At 42.4% G+C, this 18,755-nt stretch carries 12 protein-coding genes; 5 read left to right on the top strand and 7 right to left on the bottom strand.

Annotated features, from left to right (window positions below):
* Nucleotides 1–16 precede the first annotated feature (16 nt).
* The 7 genes from J0654_RS03460 to J0654_RS03430 all read right to left on the bottom strand — a co-directional run bounded on the left by J0654_RS03460 (nt 17) and on the right by J0654_RS03430 (nt 9,300).
* On the bottom strand, nt 17–1,876 hold the full coding sequence (locus J0654_RS03460; RefSeq protein ID WP_207026312.1) for an efflux RND transporter periplasmic adaptor subunit: 1,860 nt from the start codon (nt 1,874–1,876) through the stop codon (nt 17–19).
* A gap of 19 nt (nt 1,877–1,895) precedes the next feature.
* A complete protein-coding gene (locus tag J0654_RS03455; protein ID WP_207026311.1) occupies nt 1,896–3,161 on the bottom strand; it encodes a TolC family protein in 1,266 nt (421 codons plus the stop codon).
* On the bottom strand, nt 3,154–6,993 hold the full coding sequence (locus tag J0654_RS03450; protein WP_207026310.1) for an efflux RND transporter permease subunit: 3,840 nt from the start codon (nt 6,991–6,993) through the stop codon (nt 3,154–3,156). Before J0654_RS03450 ends, J0654_RS03455 begins: the two co-directional genes overlap by 8 nt.
* A 104-nt stretch (nt 6,994–7,097) precedes the next feature.
* Nucleotides 7,098–7,514, bottom strand: coding sequence for an HYC_CC_PP family protein (locus J0654_RS03445; protein WP_207026309.1), 417 nt, complete (start codon nt 7,512–7,514; stop codon nt 7,098–7,100).
* A 96-nt stretch (nt 7,515–7,610) separates the two neighbouring features.
* Complete coding sequence (locus J0654_RS03440) at nt 7,611–8,084, bottom strand: hypothetical protein (RefSeq protein ID WP_207026308.1); 474 nt, start codon at nt 8,082–8,084, stop codon at nt 7,611–7,613.
* Between the two features lie 59 nt (nt 8,085–8,143).
* A complete protein-coding gene (locus tag J0654_RS03435; protein ID WP_207026307.1) occupies nt 8,144–8,572 on the bottom strand; it encodes a QcrA and Rieske domain-containing protein in 429 nt (142 codons plus the stop codon).
* A 146-nt stretch (nt 8,573–8,718) separates the two neighbouring features.
* Nucleotides 8,719–9,300 (bottom strand): RNA polymerase sigma factor, encoded by a 582-nt coding sequence (locus J0654_RS03430; protein ID WP_207026306.1) that lies wholly within the window; start codon nt 9,298–9,300, stop codon nt 8,719–8,721.
* Between the two features lie 106 nt (nt 9,301–9,406).
* Here J0654_RS03430 and J0654_RS03425 point away from each other — a divergent pair, with 106 nt between their 5' ends.
* The 5 genes from J0654_RS03425 (at nt 9,407) to J0654_RS03405 (ending at nt 18,707) form a co-directional block, all read left to right on the top strand.
* Nucleotides 9,407–10,564 carry a FecR family protein gene (locus J0654_RS03425; RefSeq protein WP_207026305.1) on the top strand — a complete coding sequence of 386 codons (1,158 nt, stop codon included), beginning with the start codon at nt 9,407–9,409 and terminating at the stop codon, nt 10,562–10,564.
* A 108-nt stretch (nt 10,565–10,672) separates the two neighbouring features.
* A complete protein-coding gene (locus tag J0654_RS03420; RefSeq protein ID WP_207026304.1) occupies nt 10,673–13,936 on the top strand; it encodes a SusC/RagA family TonB-linked outer membrane protein in 3,264 nt (1,087 codons plus the stop codon).
* Nucleotides 13,937–13,952: 16 nt separating this feature from the next.
* The gene (locus J0654_RS03415) at nt 13,953–15,290 is read left to right on the top strand and encodes a tetratricopeptide repeat protein (protein ID WP_207026303.1); all 1,338 of its coding nucleotides are present in this window, start codon (nt 13,953–13,955) and stop codon (nt 15,288–15,290) included.
* Between the two features lie 82 nt (nt 15,291–15,372).
* A complete protein-coding gene (locus J0654_RS03410; RefSeq protein ID WP_207026302.1) occupies nt 15,373–17,889 on the top strand; it encodes a spermidine synthase in 2,517 nt (838 codons plus the stop codon).
* A gap of 65 nt (nt 17,890–17,954) precedes the next feature.
* Nucleotides 17,955–18,707 carry a DUF6503 family protein gene (locus tag J0654_RS03405; protein ID WP_207026301.1) on the top strand — a complete coding sequence of 251 codons (753 nt, stop codon included), beginning with the start codon at nt 17,955–17,957 and terminating at the stop codon, nt 18,705–18,707.
* The last annotated feature ends 48 nt before the right edge of the window (nt 18,708–18,755 follow it).

The raw sequence follows: 18,755 nt of genomic DNA, 5'->3' as shown, positions 1-18,755 counted from the left end.
GGATTATTTTAAAAATTTATTTTTTTAATGTCGATTCCGTTGTACCACAGGTGAGCATCTTACTCCCCATGTAGGGATTTTTTATCGTTTCTTCCAGACTGAGCCAATAGGCCCCTTGGTTATTATCTGCCATGGGACAGAATTGTTCGAACACCTCTTTGTTTACTCCAAAAAGACGTACACCCTTTGACAAATGGGCCGATAGATGCTTAAAGTGACCCCTTTGCTTTTCAATATCAGATGTTTTGGTAATTGATGATGATGATGACTTGATTTCCTTTGAAATGGTCATCCAATGGTTGTGCGCCTCATGGTCGGTCAAAAGCTTCATATCAACCTTTTCCATAGAAACCAATAACTCATCAGCGTGTTTTTTGGCTGTGTTGGCATCATCTTTTACCAAGGCGTCTTTAACATTTAGATAGTTGCCAAAGACTTCTTCAAGCTGCTCCTTAAAGATTTTGGATACTTCCAGCCTTTTTTCCATACGGCTGTGGTCTGTGTCATCGAGCATTTCAGAATGGTCCTTTGATTCTTTAGACTTCATTTCACCTTCCATTTGCTCCTTTTCCCCCATATCCATACCGCCATGATTATGTCCGGTCATCACTACCCCACCTTCGGGATTCATCATGCTTTTTTGGCCTACCAACTGAGCCGAGGCATCGATTCTGAACACACCGTTAGTCGCCACAACTTCACCCGCTTCCAATCCTGATTCAACGATGTAATAATCACCCATGTCCGCTCCCAGTTCAATTTCCTTGTAAACGAACGAGATAGTTTTTTCATGGGGAACCTTGACGTATACCACGGCCCGTTTGCCTGTCCATAGCACGGATGATTTTGGTATGATTATCGCATCATCGACATTTGACATCTCTGCCTCTATAAGGCCATTGGCATACATTTCAGGCAAAAGTTTGTTGTTGGGGTTTTTGACTTCTACCCTGACTTTAGCGACCCGGGTACTGGAAGAAACAAAAGGGTCTACATAGGTGACTTTTCCGGCAAAGGTCTTTCCGGGGAGCGCCTGAATCGTGAAGGTCACCTTGTCATTGATATCGATCCAAGCAATATCGGATTCATAAGCCTCGAACATGACCCAAACTGTACTCAAATTTGCAATTTCAAATAATGTTTGTCCTTCCATAATGTAATCACCTAACTCTACATTTCTTTTCATTACATAACCTGAATGGTCGGACAAAATATCTATCTGTTCCTGAACATCTCCTGATTTCTCAATAGCATCTATTTGTTTGTCCGATAGCTTCCAAAGCTTCAGTTTATTTCTTGAAGCCGTGTACAGCTGTGGATACACATCTTTCGATTTAATGGTCTCGAAAAGCTCTTTTTGTGCGGAAATCAATTCGGGAGAATAAATACGGACTATCTTTTGCCCCGCATATACTTTTTCTCCTGTAAAGTTGACATACAAGCGCTCTATCCTCCCCGGTATATGTGATACCTGCGAAAATAAACGTCTCTCGTCCGGTTTCACACGACCCAATAGGCGAATCTCTTTGGCCGCGTTGGATTCTTTCACAACGGTTGTCTGTATGTTGGCCAATTGGATGGCTTCCTCTGTCATCACTATTTCATTGGAAGCAATGCTCTCCGAAGAACTCGAAGATTCCTCCAACGGAATCAATTCCATACCGCAAATAGGACAGTTTCCAGGCTTCTCCATTTTAATCTGGGGATGCATTGAGCAAGTCCACAACTGGGTCTCAGGGTCTTGAACATATTCATGCTCACCATCTTTGTGTGTAGTTTCTGAATCTCCACCAGAAAAGAGGTTTCCTATTAGTATACCAACGATTAGAATACCGGCAGCGATCAAATAGTTTCTGTATTTCTGAAAATTTTTCATGTCTTGTTTTTTTAAAAATTTAATTTCCTAGTAAATAGTATATGAATGCCACTGCGGCATTTTTATCGGCCAATGCTCTTTGATAGGACAACTCGTATTTCAACAATTGCCTTTCTATTCGAAGAACCTCTTCAAAATCTTTGGCATCCGTGGAATAGGAAGTAATAAGTATATCCAATACCTTTTTTGCAATTTCGGACTGCTTTTTGTTCAGTGCGATCCTTCTATCGCCATCATTGAAGTCTTTTGAGGTGTTTTCGTAAATGGTTGTAAGATCGTTTTTCTTGTCTTCCCTTCTTAATATCTCGCCCTCCTGCAAATATTCAGCCTCCTTGACCATGGCCTTATACTTTTTGCGGTATAGGGGAATAGATATGCCGACGGAAGGAAAAACAAAGGCATCATTTCCGTTATCGACCGCTGTTGACATGTCATTTTCACCAACGATAGTGTAACTCAATCCTATATTGAATTTAGGAAGCCCTTCCTTTGTGGCCACCTCCTCTTGGTTTACAAAGGCGTTCAGCCGGTGCTCGATTGCCTTCAATTGATGGTTGGAGGCATAAATCTCATCAAGAATATTCAACTGTCCCTCAGGTAGTTCGTCTTGCCATAAGGTAGCCGGAACGGTAATTGGAGCCTGCTCATCGGTATTCAACAAGTTGTTGAATTTTACCTGTAAAACGTATTTAGTATCCCTAAATAGCGCCAATTGGTTTTCAAGATCGTTCAGTTCCAACTCTACCCTGAGCTCATCCACAACTGAGGCGTTTCCGGCCTCGATTTTGACCAAGGACAATCTTTTGAAGATATTGAGGATTTCCATGTTCTCCTCTGTAATCTCGATGGCTTTTTCGATAAAGTAATAGTTGTAATAAGCCGTCTTCACTTCAAAGAACAAATTGGCTTTTGTGTTTTCAAAATCCTCATATTTGGCATTGGCCAATTCAGTGGCCACATCTTCCTTGGCGCCCAAAAGGCCGAACCATGGAAAACTTTGCGCCAAGTTGAAGCGCCATTCTTGGGGTCCCACCCTAGTTTCGACCGGTTGTATAAAATATCCAAACGCGACCGTAGGATCGGGCAGAGCACCTACTTGTGGCACCTTTTCCATTGCCGCCAGATAGTCGTTGAACTTTGCTCTAAGTCCTGGATTGTTCTCGGCCGCAAACTTCAGGTATCCTTCTAGGTCGGATTGACCAAAAAGGGAGGGGCCTATCGTTAAAAGAAATAGCATAAAAAAAATGGCATCCCTTTTTGAAACTATCTTTGTAAATCTAAGCATTGCTTTCTTTTAATTGTTTTTTTAAATTTTTCTCTTTCCACATACTGTATAATACCGGTACAACGAACATGGTCATTACCTGCAATAGCATTCCGCCGAAGGTGGGAATGGCCATTGGGACAACCACATCTGAACCTTTACCGGTAGCTGCAAGTACAGGGATTAGGGCGATAATTGCCGTGGCCGCCGTCATCATTGCGGGACGAACCCTTTTGGAGCCCGCATGCAAAACGGAAGTTCTTATTTCATCTATCGTCTTCGGCTTTTCCTTTTCGAACGTTTGCATAAGATATGTGCCCATAATCACTCCGTCATCGGTAGCGATTCCAAAAAGTGCTATAAAACCGACCCAGACAGCAACACTAAGATTTATAGTATGCAGTTGAAACAGGTTTCGCATATCCATTCCAGCAACGCTAAAGTTTAAGAACCAATCCTGACCGTAGAGCCAAATCATAATGAAACCACCAGCAAAAGCCACAAATATTCCTGAGAATACCATTAACGATGGGGTCATTGATTTAAACTGGAAATACAATATCAATAAGATGACTATCAAAGAAATGGGCACTACGATCATTAACCGTTTTGAGGCCCTGATCTGATTTTCATAATTTCCCGTAAAGCGAAAGGTTACCCCTGCGGGTAATTGAAATTCTCCGCTTTCCATTTTGGCTTCGATCAAGGCTTGGGCATCTTCTACAACGTTGGTTTCTGCATAACCCTCCTTCATATCGAATATGACATAGCCTGTTAAAAACGTGTCCTCACTTTTAATGACCTGTGGTCCTCGTACATATTCTATATCGGCCAGTTCCCCCAATTCAACTTGAACACCTGCAGGTGTTGGAATCAAGATTTTCTTTAGGTCATCAGGGTTGTCCCTGAACTCCCTTGCATACCGAACCCGAACGGGAAACCGTTCCCTGCCTTCTACGGTAGTGGACAATTGCCTGCCCCCGACTGCAACGGATAGTTGCATTTGCATATCTTTGATGGTCAATCCATATCGTGACATGGCCCGTCTGTTAAGTCGGATTTCCAAGTATGGTTTTCCCACCACCCTATCGGCAAAGACAGTAGCTGGGTTCACACTAGGAACTTCTTGCAGGATTTTTTCAAGCTCAAAACCAACTTTCTCAATAACCTCAAGTGTGGGGCCAAAGACCTTTATCCCCATAGGTGCTCGCATACCCGTCGAAAGCATGATCAAACGCGTTTGAATGGGCTGAAGCTTAGGTGCCGACGTAAGCCCAGGGAATTTGGAATGCTTAACGATTTCATTCCATATATCATCTGGCTTCTTAATATGCTCCCGCCATTGTCTGAAATTTTCACCATCCTCGTCCTCAATGAGTTGTTCAACACCAATTCTTCTGAAATCATCTTCACCGTATTTATAGGTGGAACCATCTTTCAAAACGAAAGCGTCATCATCGTTTACCTTAAAGCGCATTCGATGGCCATCTTCGTCCAAAACGTATTCGGGCAGATAATTAATGGTGTTCTCGTACATGGAGGTAGGTGCAGGATCCAAGGCCGAATTGACACGACCCCATTTACCCACAGCGGATGCTATTTCCGGTATAGAGTTCAAATGCTTGTCAACTGTTGCAATGACCTCCATGTTTTCAGTAATACTGGAGTGTGGCATTGTCGTTGGCATTAACAGGAAAGAACCCTCATCCAATGCTGGCATAAATTCTTTGCCCAGTCCTGGGAAGGTTTTGTCCAATTTATTCCAAACTACGTTATCCTTGGCAAATTCAGGCATAAAGCCAAGGATTTTTCCAAACCCCAGCCATATACTCATCCCAAGAAAAACAACAAAGATTGGGATAAACAAAAACTTCCATTTATTGTTCAAACACCAGATTAAGATTCTTTTATAATAATGCACTATTCCCATTAATGCGCCAAGAACCAAGCCAATAATAACCATAACGAAGATGAAATTGACAAATGTTGAGTTAGAAACTCCCAAAGGCATCCATTCAATGGTCAATAAATAAACCAAAACCATAATGGCTATGACTATATTGATATAATTGGCCAGTTTTTCAGAATAGGGCAATCTTATCTTCCCGTTAAGTCCGCTCCAGTTTGGTACCTGAGTGAGTAAATTATTTATGCCAATGGCTATTAAGGCCAGTGAAATGAAGCTTCCATATCCAATAAGGAAAACCAATCCGAAACCGATTAAAATAGCATTAAATATTCGACTTGTTCTCTTTGTATCGATTCTAATGGAAAACATAACTTTTGCAAGGGCAGGAATGAACATAATTCCTATGAACAGGGCCGAAATCAAAGCGAATGTTTTGGTCCATGCCAGGGGCCTGAACAATTTTCCTTCCGCAGCTTGCATTGCAAATACCGGCAGAAAGCTTACAACCGTAGTGGCAAGAGCTGTAATTACGGCAGAGGCAACCTCGACTGTGGCCTCATATATAATCTGAACCAATTTTTTGCCCCTTGCCCCATGGTTTTCGGGCATTTCTAAATGCCTAACAATGTTTTCCGTAAAAACTATCCCAACATCGATCATTACCCCTATTGCGATAGCTATACCGGATAATGCCACAATATTCGCATCGACATTAAAATATTTCATCAGTATAAATGTCATCAATACGCCAACGGGCAATATACTTGAAATCAATACCGATGCCCTCAAGTTCAACACCAATACGATTACAACCAAAATGCTAATCAATATTTCATGTGATAGGGCCTGCTCCAGGGTTCCTAAAGTTTCTTGTATCAGACCTGATCGGTCATAAAAGGGGACAATAGTTATTTTAGAAACTGTTCCGTCTGCAAGCGTCTTTGATGGTAGACCAGGTGCAACTTCTTGGATTTTATCCTTTAGGTTTTGGATAACAGCCTGTGGATTGGCTCCATATCTGGCCACAACGACACCACCTACAGCCTCGACACCGCTTTTGTCAAGACCGCCCCTACGTCCTGCAGGGCCAAATTGTATTTTGGCCACATCCTTTATGCGTATAGGAACGTTATCCCTAACGGTCACCACACTCTCCTCCAAATCTGATAAGTTTTTGATATAGCCCAAACCCCTGACAAGATATTCCGCCCTATTGAACTCCAAAGTCCTTGCGCCGATATCAAGGTTACTGTTCTTAACGGCATTCATGATCATCCCTACATCGACATTGTTGGCCTTCATGGCATCGGGATCGATTTCCACCTGATATTCTTTTAGAAAACCACCAATAGATGCGACTTCGGAAACACCGCTCGAAGCCGTCAGATAATAGCGTACATAAAAATCCTGAATGGTCCTAAGTTCTTGTGGATCCCAACCCCCTGTGGGTTTTCCGGTTTTCGGGTCTCTGCCCTCTAAAGTGTACCAATATACCTGGCCTAGTGCCGTGGCATCAGGCCCCAAGGCGGGGGTTACTTCACTGGGAACGGTACCGGGTGGCAGCGAATTAAGTTTTTCGAGAATCCTGGTCCGACTCCAATAAAAATCCACATCATCGTTGAAAATGATATAGATACTTGAAAGACCAAAAATGGAATTACTGCGAATGGTCTTTACTCCAGGGATACCAAGCAGGGCCGTTGTAAGTGGATAGGTGATCTGGTCCTCTATATCCTGTGGTGATTGCCCCATCCATTCTGTAAAGACTATCTGCTGGTTCTCCCCAATGTCGGGAATGGCGTCTACAGGTACTGGGCTCCGGTCCATCCAGGAAAGTTCCCAGTTAAATGGGGCAGTTATGATTCCTCCAAATATAAAGGCAAGGAGTAACATAAATGTTATCAACCTGTTTTCAAGAAAATAACGAATTGTTTTGTTTAGCATGGTATTGATGATTAAATAATTGAAAGATGTGCTGAAAAAATCAACAAAAAGGGTTTAGCCCAAAGCGATACCATCGCTGGGCTCAAAGATTCAATTACTTAATATCAAATAAGGAAAGTCTGATGAAGGACCTGAACATCCTTTATCAATGGAGGGGGCGAGTAGTCTCCAAACGCATTATTTTTGGTTTTGAGCCCCTCGAAAAGATTTATATACGAATAGATAAATGAAACAACGAACAATTGCTGCTCGTGGGTCAAATCCTCAAAGGTAATTTTGAGGTCGTCCTGACCATCAATGGTCCAAGTCACATCATTACAACAACCATCTTTCATAAAGGAGTTCTCATGTGAATGTTGGTCTTTGGCTACCGACATACCACACGTTTCGGCTTCTACAAACCAGGCCGAATCCACAAGATAGTCACCACAATAGTGACTGTTCATTGTGAACGAAAAAGTGGAAAACAGCACAATTAGTGCCATTGAAAAGGATACTATTTTGAAACAAAATACTTTCATAAACCATTGCAAAACTACAAAATTTTTAACACTCTTTTTTTGTTTAACATATTTTAAGACATTATCTCCTTTAGAAATCTATGTGGTCTGTTCAATTTAGTTAGGTTTAAGTTCCTCTACCAATTCGACCAACTCCTTAATGGTTTCGGGAGGGTTCCCGTCATCAAAACCTGTTGATTCGCATAGCTGTCCCCTGAAATAAACTTTGAGTTTTGCATGTGCCGTACCGTCATGTTTCCGCCTATCAGATGGAGCCACCAAATATGGGAATTCCTTTAATTTAAGGGTCTCTACCGTTTCTGCTATGGCTTTCCATTTTTTTCCATCCATTTTAAGCGTATCAACAGTTTTCCCAGCACTTTTTTTGGTAAATATGATGAAGTCTTCGTTCAACTCCAAAAGCTGATAAGAGCCTCTGGTTATGGTGCGATACGCTATTTCCAGATTCTTTGTGCCATATTGTGAAAATGATAAGTTGACCAAGAACAAAATACATAATACCGCATAAATAGTCCGCCCTCCATGATTTCGACTCTCGGTTATTTTTTGCTCTAATGGATGCTTTACCATAATTTACGTGTACTTGTATAGGCACATAGCAGCAAATTTCATTCCAGTACAATCATATCCTATTCAAAGACCCTGAGTACATTGCCGTTAAGTTCGGTATTGAATATTTTCAACGGGTTATTGGTAATACTGTTCAGGGGCGTTCCGGTTTGGTCGAACCTTGCCCCGTGGGTCGCACAGCGATAGATACCCCCATCTTCGGTAATGAAACGAACTTCCTCCGTCTGTTGATGGCTACAGATTTGGCTAGCGGCCACATATTGCCCCTCCAGATTTTTGGCCACCACCACAAATTGCTTTAAGATAAAGCCACCGTTATTCTGTAAAGGGGCACCTTCCTGTGAATCAAGATCGATGGTAAAATCAATTCCTGTAGGAACCGGGAGGCCACCCACTGCGCCATCTTTCGAGCATCCGTTCAAGCAGGGAAATGCAAGGGCAACGGCTGCCCCTGCGCCTAAACTCCGTAAAAATTCTTTTCGTTCCATAAAACAGCTTTATAGTACTCAACGCCGATTTATGGTGTTTTAATATATTTTGGAATTGAAGAGTTGGTTTTTATTAAGAAAAATAAGGTAGTTGGCCTATTTAAATGATGGAGCAAATGAGTACTTGTTTCCTGAATTTAAAAAAGTTAACTGTGTTTAAAAATCATGAACAGAAGCTGAATCTTTTCAATGACTTTTTCCTTTAGGGTCTTTAATGCCTTGGTCAGATGACCTTCGACCGTTTTGAGGGATATTCCCAAATGTTCGGCTATTTCATTATTGGTCAAGCCCTCTTTTTTACTCAATAAGAATACCTCATGGCACTTTTTCGGAAGGTTTTGTATCTCCTTTTCTATGATGGCCAATTTTTTGGACATTCCTTCATCATTCTGTCTTTGTATAAAGGTATCTAATGTATCGGCCAAGGTGGTTTCCAGCAATTGTGTCTGCCTGCGATTTTTTTTAACATGATCTAAGAACTTGTTTCGCACCGATCTAAAGAGCCAACCCTTTATTACCACTTCATCCTTTATTTTTTTTCTTTTACTCCATAATTTGTAAAAAACCTCTTGGGTCAAATCTTTTGCCAAGGCATCATTCCGTGATAGGCTTTTGGCATACCAAAACGTTTCTTCATAATAGATTTCTATTAGTGTGGCAAAAACTTTTCTATCCCCTTTTTGGATTGCTCTAATATCAATATTTTGTTCTTGTGAGTTCAAATCCATAAGCTATTTTAACGAAAAAAATCTTTTTTTGCTATAAACTTCCACAAAAAGCAAGGGTATTTCATTATTGGGTCGTTTAGGATGTAAATATTAAAAGTTCAACTGAATGGCCCATAGGAAACGAAATATTGAAGCAATCATTCACAAGTTTCTGATCAACAGTGCTACAACCGAGGAGATTGAATTTTTGACCGAATGGGTGAAAGATAACAAGCCAAAGTTCGCCGCCCAAGTTGAGTTGCATCATTTGATTTCGGGTACACTGTCAAAAGAAAGGGCTTTGGAACTGAAAAAAGAACTGCTGGAAAATTTTGAAACAAAGCAAGGTTCCCAAAAACGTCTTATTGCATCACCTATCTTCAGATATGCGGCCATTTTCTTACTGCTCATCGCGGTGGGGTTGTTTTACGTTCTTAACAAAGAAAATGACGAAATACTCCAGCAAAATGAAGTTACCATCACCTTAGGTGATGGAACAAACAAAGAAGTTGCGGAAACGGATAGTCCGAAAATGGTCTCCCGGTCCACGGCATATGTAGCCGAGCAGAAAGGCAATACCATAGTGTATAAGAAGGTCGGTGCCATAGACCAAGAACCCGAAACCTTGGTTTATAACACTCTATATGTACCATACGGCAAAAAATTTCTGGTAGTATTATCCGATAGCACCAAGATACACTTGAATTCGGGGTCATCTCTTACCTATCCGGTCATCTTCCCCAACAAAGGCCCAAGAAATGTAATGTTAAGAGGTGAAGGCTACTTTGAGGTAGAATCAGATTCTTTGAGGCCGTTCTATGTAAATACAAAATTTCTAGCGGCCGAGGTACTAGGTACGGAATTTAACGTTTCCGCTTACGAAGACGACCAACAAACCAGAATCGTTCTGGTTGAGGGCAGTCTTAATGTGAATAAAGGAAATTCCGGTAAGGTCGAAACTGTTCAACTCAAACCACGCCAAATGGCATCTTATTCATACCGTGAAAATGTGTTGACCAGCAAAAATGTTGATATCAGTGGTCATGTGGCTTGGAAAGATGGTGTGCTGTTGTTCAAGAATGAGGATTTCTACCAGATCACCAAAAAACTTGAGAGGCATTTTAACATAAATATAGACATTGACGAAGACACTATTGGCAAAGAACGATATACCGGAAGGTTTGAGACCGAGACCATAGAAGAGGTGCTCAATGCATTTCAGCGAATAAAGAAATTCGATTATGCCGTAAACAATGATAAAATCCAGATAATAAACCCTAAATAAGGAAGCCTATGAAGTGAACCAAAAAGGAATAAGGGATTGCTGGAACAATCCCTTGATTCCAAACAAATCTAAAAACTGATTGACCAATTTTTAAACTCTCTCAAAAGTATGAAAAACACACTATGTAAAGGCTATTTTGCCATTAAAGTAGACTTGAAGATGAAAATGACCGCACTACTTCTTTTGGTTGCATTGTTTCAATTGCAAGCAAATAATACATACTCACAGAAATCAAAAATATCTATGAGTATGGAAGATGCGACTATTGAGTCGATATTTGAACAAATAGAGAAAACAACCGATTATAACATTCTGTACAAAAATTCGATTTTGGACATCGATAAAAGGGTTTCGATAAATGTGGATAAGGTGAAGATAGAGACCCTCATGGACCTTGTGCTAAAGGAAACCAATGTCTCCTATGAAATAAGGAGGAAGCTCATCGTGCTGTTGGAAAAGGAGAAAAAACCTGCTCTCATAAAAGAGAACCCGGTAAGTCCAAATCTTCTGAAAGCTGTGCAGACAACGACTATTACGGGCACCGTAACCGACCAACAGAATGTACCATTGGGCGGGGTAAGCATCGTTGTGAAGGGAACCACCAAAGGTGTTTCAACTAATTTCGATGGTCAATATGAAATTGAAGCTTCAGAGGGGGATATACTTGTATTCTCTTATATCGGTTTCGCCAAACATGAAGTAGAGGTAACGCAAGAAATGGTCATCAACGTGATTATGAAGCCCGATTTGATGGATTTGAACGAGGTAGTGGTTACCGCAACCGGTGTACGTAGAAAAGTAGAATTGGGAAATTCTATAGCCAACCTAAATGTGAGCGATGATGTGAAACAACGCCCTATCGCAAATGTATCCGATCTTTTACAGGGCCAGGCCAGTGGTGTCCAAATTAGCAGCAGTGGGGGTTCTACGGGTATGGGTTCGCGAATCAGAATCAGGGGATCCAACAGTGCATCTTTATCAAATGAGCCCGTAATTTATATAGACGGTGTTTTGATAAACAATGAGGCAAATTCGATTTCGTTCGAGACCGGCGGGCAGTCCCCATCGCGTTTGAACGACATCAATCCTGAGGATATCGAATCGATTGAAATTATCAAAGGCCCCTCGGCCGCAACACTCTATGGGTCCATTGCAGCCAATGGCGTCATAAGAATCACTACAAAAAAAGGGAAACAAGGAGAGCCAAGGTGGTCGGCATTTCTAGAAAGTGGCTTGGTTGAAGATGTGACCACGTACCCTAGAAATTACCAAGCCCTTGACGCAGACGGAAATTCAGGTTTCAATTTCGAGGCAGCTGAGGGTACCTTTGTACACAGTGTAGTCAATTCATTTCAGCCCTTGAACGACCCGCGCACCTCGCCTTTTCGTACAGGTCAGTCGTACGGTGCCGGGCTAAGTGTTTCAGGAGGGTCGGAAGCGCTCTCCTATTTTCTTTCAGGTAGCATAACCGATGGCGAAGGTGTACTATCAGTAAACAACATTCAACGAACAAATTTCAGGGGTAATTTTGGGGCAAAGATTACAGAAAGCCTGAAGGTCAATTTGAGCACTGGTTATACCAACAGTGACCTTGAACTTCCATTGAACGATAATTTCGCTTTGGGTCTGATGGGACAGGGCCTGAACGGTACGCCATCGATTGACATCAACAATGGCTGGGGAGAGTTCACGCCAGAGGAACTATTTACTATTGACACCCGTCAAAGAATAAATCGTTTTACCTCGGGACTTGAAGCACTTTGGCAACCCAATGAGAAATTAAATGTCCGGGTAGCGGGCGGGCTCGACTTTACGTCGCGTTGGGACAGTCAATTTTTCCCCACGGGTGAAGCACCGGATTTTCTAAATTACGATGAAGGGGCCCGGTTCTCGAACAGGTTCAATGATTTTGTCTATACCTTGGATGCGGTGGGCTCATATAAGGCCGATCTAACTGAAAATATAAACTCTCGTACTTCCCTTGGATTTCAGTATCTACAAAACCTTTCACAGGGCACTTTTGCCACCGGATTACAGTTGGTTGCAGGAAGCAACTCGATTGCCGGGGCCGCGGTTACTCAAAGTAATGAACAGACCATTGAGTCACGTACCGTTGGAGTGTTTTTGGAAGAACAAGTAAGTTTTAAGGATAAATTATTTGTGACTGGAGCCATAAGGGCAGACCGGGGCAGTTCTTTTGGGGCTTCATTCAATTCAGTGTTTTATCCTAAAATAAGTGCCTCATGGCTGATATCTGAAGAAGATTTTTTCAGCAACTCAGACAAATTCGGCATCAGCTCACTGCGTCTCAGGGGTGCTTGGGGTGCATCTGGCGTGCAGCCCGGAACAAATGATGCCCTTAGGTTTTTCAACCCCATCGCTGCTACATTGGATGGCCAAAGTGTTACGGGTGTCACGATAGGCAGTGTGGGCAATGAAAATTTAAGTCCTGAGAGATCTACGGAACTTGAATTGGGCTTTGACGCCAAGTTGCTGTCCAACCGGGTAGGTCTAGAAATGACCTATTTCTACAAAAAAACACGTGATGCACTGATATTCAGACAACTGCCACTGTCTTTGGGAGTAGGTGAAGGTCGCTTTGAAAATCTGGGATCTGTAAAAAACTCAGGCTTTGAAATAGCACTTAACACCAGAATCATCGAGACGGATAAGTTTTTCTTCGGATTGGATATCGTAAGCTCGTTCATTGACAATGAGCTGATAGAACTGGGCGAAGGAATACAACCGGTCATATTTGGCCAGCAACGCCATGTCGAAGGTTTCCCACTCGGTGGCTATTGGGATGAGACGTACACCTTCAGCGATGCCAATGGTGACGGTTTCATTGGGCAAGATGAGATACAGGTAGGTGAAGCGGCATATTTGGGCACCCCTTTCGCAACTACCGATATTTCTTTCACCCCGGTATTAAGCTTTTTTGAGAATCAATTTGTTGTAAAGGGACTATTAAACTATCGGGGCGGGCAAAAGCTCTACAACAATACCGGTTCCTGGAGAAACGGAAACAGTAATAATCGGGAACTGAACGACCCAAATGCTTCATTGTTCGATCAGGCGAGGGCCGTGGCCTCAAAATTTTTGGGCACGAATGCCGGGTATATCGAGGATGCCTCTTTTTGGAGACTTCGTGAAATATCTTTGACATACAACACGCCTACCAGTTTTTCAAACAAATTGGGTTTTGACCGAATAAGCCTGACACTTTCTGGGCAAAACTTAGGTGTTTGGACCGATTACACGGGGCTAGACCCCGAAATAAGTTCAGAGGGGCAAGCCAACTTTACTACGGAGGAGTTTCTTAGCCAACCCCCCGTACGTTCTTGGAAAGCCAGACTAAATCTTTCCTTCTAACTAAAATTAAAAGAAAATGAAAAAAATCTTGAAAACAAAAAACAACCTGGCCAATTTGTGCTCTAGTGCACTTGTTCTACTATTATTTACATTGTTGGGTATATCTTGTGATTCAGTTGTGGAGGTTACCGATCCAGATATAGTCACTCCAGAGTCGCTTGACAGTGAGGCCGGCTTACAGACCCTCAGGGCAGGCTCGTTGGGCGATCTTGCCGTTGCAATGAGCGGATCGGCCGCAGGCCATGGTGCCACCACCGGCTTGGTTGTCATGAGTGGTCTCATGGTGGATGAATATGATTATTCAGGTACATTTCCCACCAGGCGAGAGGCTGATACCCGAAACCTCCAAGACATCAATTTTGATATGAACAGAATATATGGAAATCTTCATTTGGCTAGGGCCGGGGCCGAAACGACCATCGACCTTCTTGTAAATTTTGGAGGAGATCCTGAAATTGAAAGTGAAATGCAAAGCATAGTTGGTTATTCCTATATTTTGTTCGCAGAAACGTTCTGTGGTGGAATTCCTTTCAGCAAAGCTCCTGCCGATGGTGGTGATCTCATTTTTGGTGAACCATTGAGCAAACAAGAAATGTTCACGGGAGCGATAGATTGGTTCGACCAAGCCATCGCCAATGCGGGCGGCAATGACAAATTAGACAACTTGGCCCGAGTCGGTCGGGCACGTGCACTATTGGGTCTTGGCCAGATTGATGATGCAGCGAACGAAGTGGCGACCGTACCTACCGATTTCGTTTACAACATAGAGCATTCGGACAACAGTCGAAGACAAGAGAATGGAATTTACATCATGACCACTGTTCGACGTCAATTTTCCATTGCAGATGGTAAAGGTGGCAACGGCCTTATGTACCGATCGGCCATGGACCCCAGGGTACCATGGGATGGGGGCACAGAATTTGGCCAAGATGATATCACCCTTTATTATAACCAACTGAAGTTCAATTCATCAAGTGCGCCAGTTGCCTTGGCCTCAGGTATAGAGGCAAGACTGATTGAGGCCGAAGCGGCCGCCAATGCCGATGATGCGGGCACCGTACAGGATATTCATAACGCACTCAGGGCCACAATGGGTCTATCAGAGTTAGACCTCTCAGGAATTAGTGGCGATGACCTATTGCTGGCCCATTTTTCAGAACGCGCCTTTTGGTTGTTCAGTACCTGCCACCGACAAGGCGATCTTAGAAGACTTGTCGATGTTTACGGTATGCCTCCGTCAGATGTTTTTCCATGGGGAGACTATTTCAAAGGGGGTGAATACAGTTCAAACCTGAAGTTTCCCGTGCCTCAGTCCGAATCGAACAATCCGAACTATGTTGGCTGTTTGGATTGAGCATATTTGAAAATGTGATATTAAGAGGAAAGAGGCTTTCTAGGGTCTCTTTCCTTTTTAAATTTGTTAATGACCCATTTTTATGAAAACTATGTTTGCACTTCTAAAATTTGAACGTTCTGGAAACTTCATTTTTTTATGTGCCTTGTTTTTTTTATCCGGCACCACTGGTCTCATATTTCAGGTCATCTGGATGTACCGATTGGGGTTGGTATTCGGCAACGCCGCATACGCTACGGCGGCAACACTAGCAGCTTTTTTTCTTGGGTTGGCACTTGGGGGGCGATTTTTTGGAAAGGCTTCCGTAAGTTTCGTAAGGCCACTTCGCCTTTATGGATTTATGGAGCTAGGTATTGGGTTGACCGCCTATTTGCTGATTATTGGTTTAGATTTCTATGAAATATACTATTCTGATGTCGTATCCTTTTTTGGGGATTCAAAAAGTGTTCTTTTGGTCATGAAGTTCGTTTTTGGTGCTTCACTTCTTTTTTTTCCATCCTTTCTTATGGGAGGAACCTTCCCCGTTTTGGCGCAATATATCGGTAAAAATCGAGATGCTCTTTCGAAGCGCGGTATTGTTCTATATGCAATAAATACCCTAGGGGCTGCTTTTGGTGCCCTTGCTGCCGCGTTTTATCTATTATCTGAGCATGGGGTCAGCGTAAGCTATGCTTTTGCCACGGCCCTGGCGTTGTCCGTAGGGGTACTTGCCCTTGTACTCGATAAGATTTCCTTTCCTGCTGACCCAGAATCTGTCGAATCGCCTAAAAGTCCTGAAAAACCCACTAACTATACATCTGAACTTGGCTACGGCCAATTTATCATGGTTGCCTTTTTTTCCGGCGCATTGGCACTAGCAGCCGAAACATTGTGGACCAGAATGTTCGCCCAAGTTTTACAAAATTCGGTCTATTCGTTCGCTGCGATATTGGTCGTGTTCCTTTTGGCCCTGGGGCTCGGTGGTGTATTATCATATCTACTGGTAAGGCTAGGGGCACCGTCAAAGACTATTTTTATTTTACTATTATCCTCAGCTGCTATTTTGATAGGAATGTCGCCGACGGTCTTCAATATTGCAACTAACGGCCTCGAGTATCTTTCTGTTAATGCATCTTGGATTACTTATATGTTGTCCGTCTTTAAACTAAGCTTCATAGTCATTATGCCTCCTACTGTTGTCTTAGGTGCCGTCTTTCCCTTTCTCTTAAAAGCAGCCCCTTCAATAGATTTATTCTCAGGACCCATTGTGGGTAAATTGGTGCTTTACAATTCGTTGGGCGGTTTTGTGGGCCCGATAGTGGCTGGGTTTGTTCTGCTTGACCTGGTAGGTCTCTGGAACAGCATAAAAATTATTGCAGTTCTGTATGGCATCCTGGCTGTTCTGATAGTTTATCCTGCTTACGGAAAAAGGAAAATTATTCAACTTTTATTACCTGTCGGATTGATTATCGGTATATTCATTTTAAAAAATCCACCTCTTGTACAACTGAAAACCGGAGAAAAGATTTTGGATTATTGGCAATCAAGCGATGGGGTCGTCTCTATAGTAAAACAGCCTGAAAATTTAGAAATGCGATTGGATAATTTTTATGTGCTTGGGGATTCAAAATCTTACTTGGTCGAGCAAATGCAGGCCCACGTTCCGTTAATGATTCATCCAGCAACCAAAAAGGTGGCGTTTTTGGGCATGGGCACTGGCATCACCGCTGGTGCCGCGTTGAACCATGATGTAGAAAGGCTAGTGGCCGTAGAACTTGTGTCCAATGTAATTCCTGCGGCAAAACGTTATTTTTCCCCTTGGGCCAACGGACTTTTTAAGGATGACCGGGTAAGCATAGTAGCTGACGATGGTAGAAACTTTCTTTTGGGCACGAATAAGAAATTTGATGTTATTGTAGGAGACCTTTTTACCCCATGGCATGCTGGTACCGGAAGTCTTTACACCATTGAGCATTTCGAACAGGCCAAAAAGTGTTTGACGCCGGGAGGCATCTTTGCACAATGGTTACCGTTATACCAACTTACACCAAAGAATTTTAATTCCATTGCCGCCACATTTGCCGCCGTTTATCCACAAGTGACCCTTTGGAGGGCCGATTTTTCGACGACCCGGGCCAGTATCGTACTCATTGGTCAAGAAGCTGGCTCACAGCTTAATGAGAACACCTTACGCGAAAATATTGCATATGTGATCGGTGAACAGGCTGAAACAAAAAAAAACCATATGGCCGGCCTCTTTTATCTAGGTAACCTAGAGGCCATTCGAAGTCGGTTATCGGGAGTTGAGATAAATACTGATGATAAAAGGTCCATTGAATTTAAGGCCCCTATTCTATCCCAACAAGCCAATGCCGGGCACGCAAACTATGTCAAGGGCAAGGAGCTGAATAATTTATTGACCTCATTAAGACATAATCTTCCCACAGATGATGACCCCTACCTGGCCAAGCTACCGAAGGATGAAATTCGATTTGTAAAGGTGGGGGCACTGTATCACAGGTATCTTTACTACGTAGATACGGGCAACGATTTGGAGGCTTCAAGAATACGACAAGAAATTCAATCTGTAGCCCCAGAATTTTTAAGTAAAGTAAATTAAGTGGGCGAAAATTGAGAAAACGACGAAGTTGTTTAATGATTAAAAAATAAAGCAAACCCTAGAAAATGAGCTATAAATTTTATTCTCTATTGATACTGACAATTCTCTTCGTATTCACTTTTAATTGGTCTATTGGGCAAGTTGATATTCTTGATAACGCAATAAAAGCTTCAGGGCTCGAAAAGTTGAAAAACGCCGAGGCTTCGTTCGATTTTAGGGAATACCACTATAATTACAAAAGAGATAAAGGCCGATTTGAATACATCAGGTCGTGGAAAAAAACCGATGGCACTAAAATACGGGATGTTTATACAAACAATGGGCTTGAACGCTATGTTGCAGACACCTTGGTTGAGCTAACAGGGAAAAGAAGAAAAGCCTATACCAATTCGGTGAATTCCGTGGTCTATTTTGCATTTTTGCCCCTTTGGCTCAAAGACCCTGCCGTCATGCTCCATAGTATGGGAACAACGGTAATCAAGGGTAAGGAATACTATAAAATTCGTGTCACTTTTAAGGAAGAAGGCGGTGGCGACGATTTTGAGGACGTGTTCCTTTATTGGTTCGATGTGGATGATTACAGTATGGATTATTTGGCCTACAAATATAAAACGGGAAAAGGGGGAATGCGATTTCGTGAGGCTTATAATGTTCGTAAGGCCAATGGTGTGACCATACAGGATTACCGTAATTTTAAACCAAAAATAAGAGACAGCTTTTCTTTCAACCATATCGAAAAAGCCTTTGCGCAAGGACACTTGGAAATACTTTCCGAAATAGAGTTAAAAAACGTTAAAATCGGGTTTTTGAATAAGTAGCCTGGTTAGCGGCCAATTACCTATTTCATTATAAGTTCGGTCATGTTG

Source organism: Flagellimonas profundi (assembly GCF_017313275.1).
Classification (GTDB): Bacteria; Bacteroidota; Bacteroidia; order Flavobacteriales; family Flavobacteriaceae; genus Flagellimonas; species Flagellimonas profundi.
This window is presented reverse-complemented; position numbering and strand designations above follow the sequence as displayed.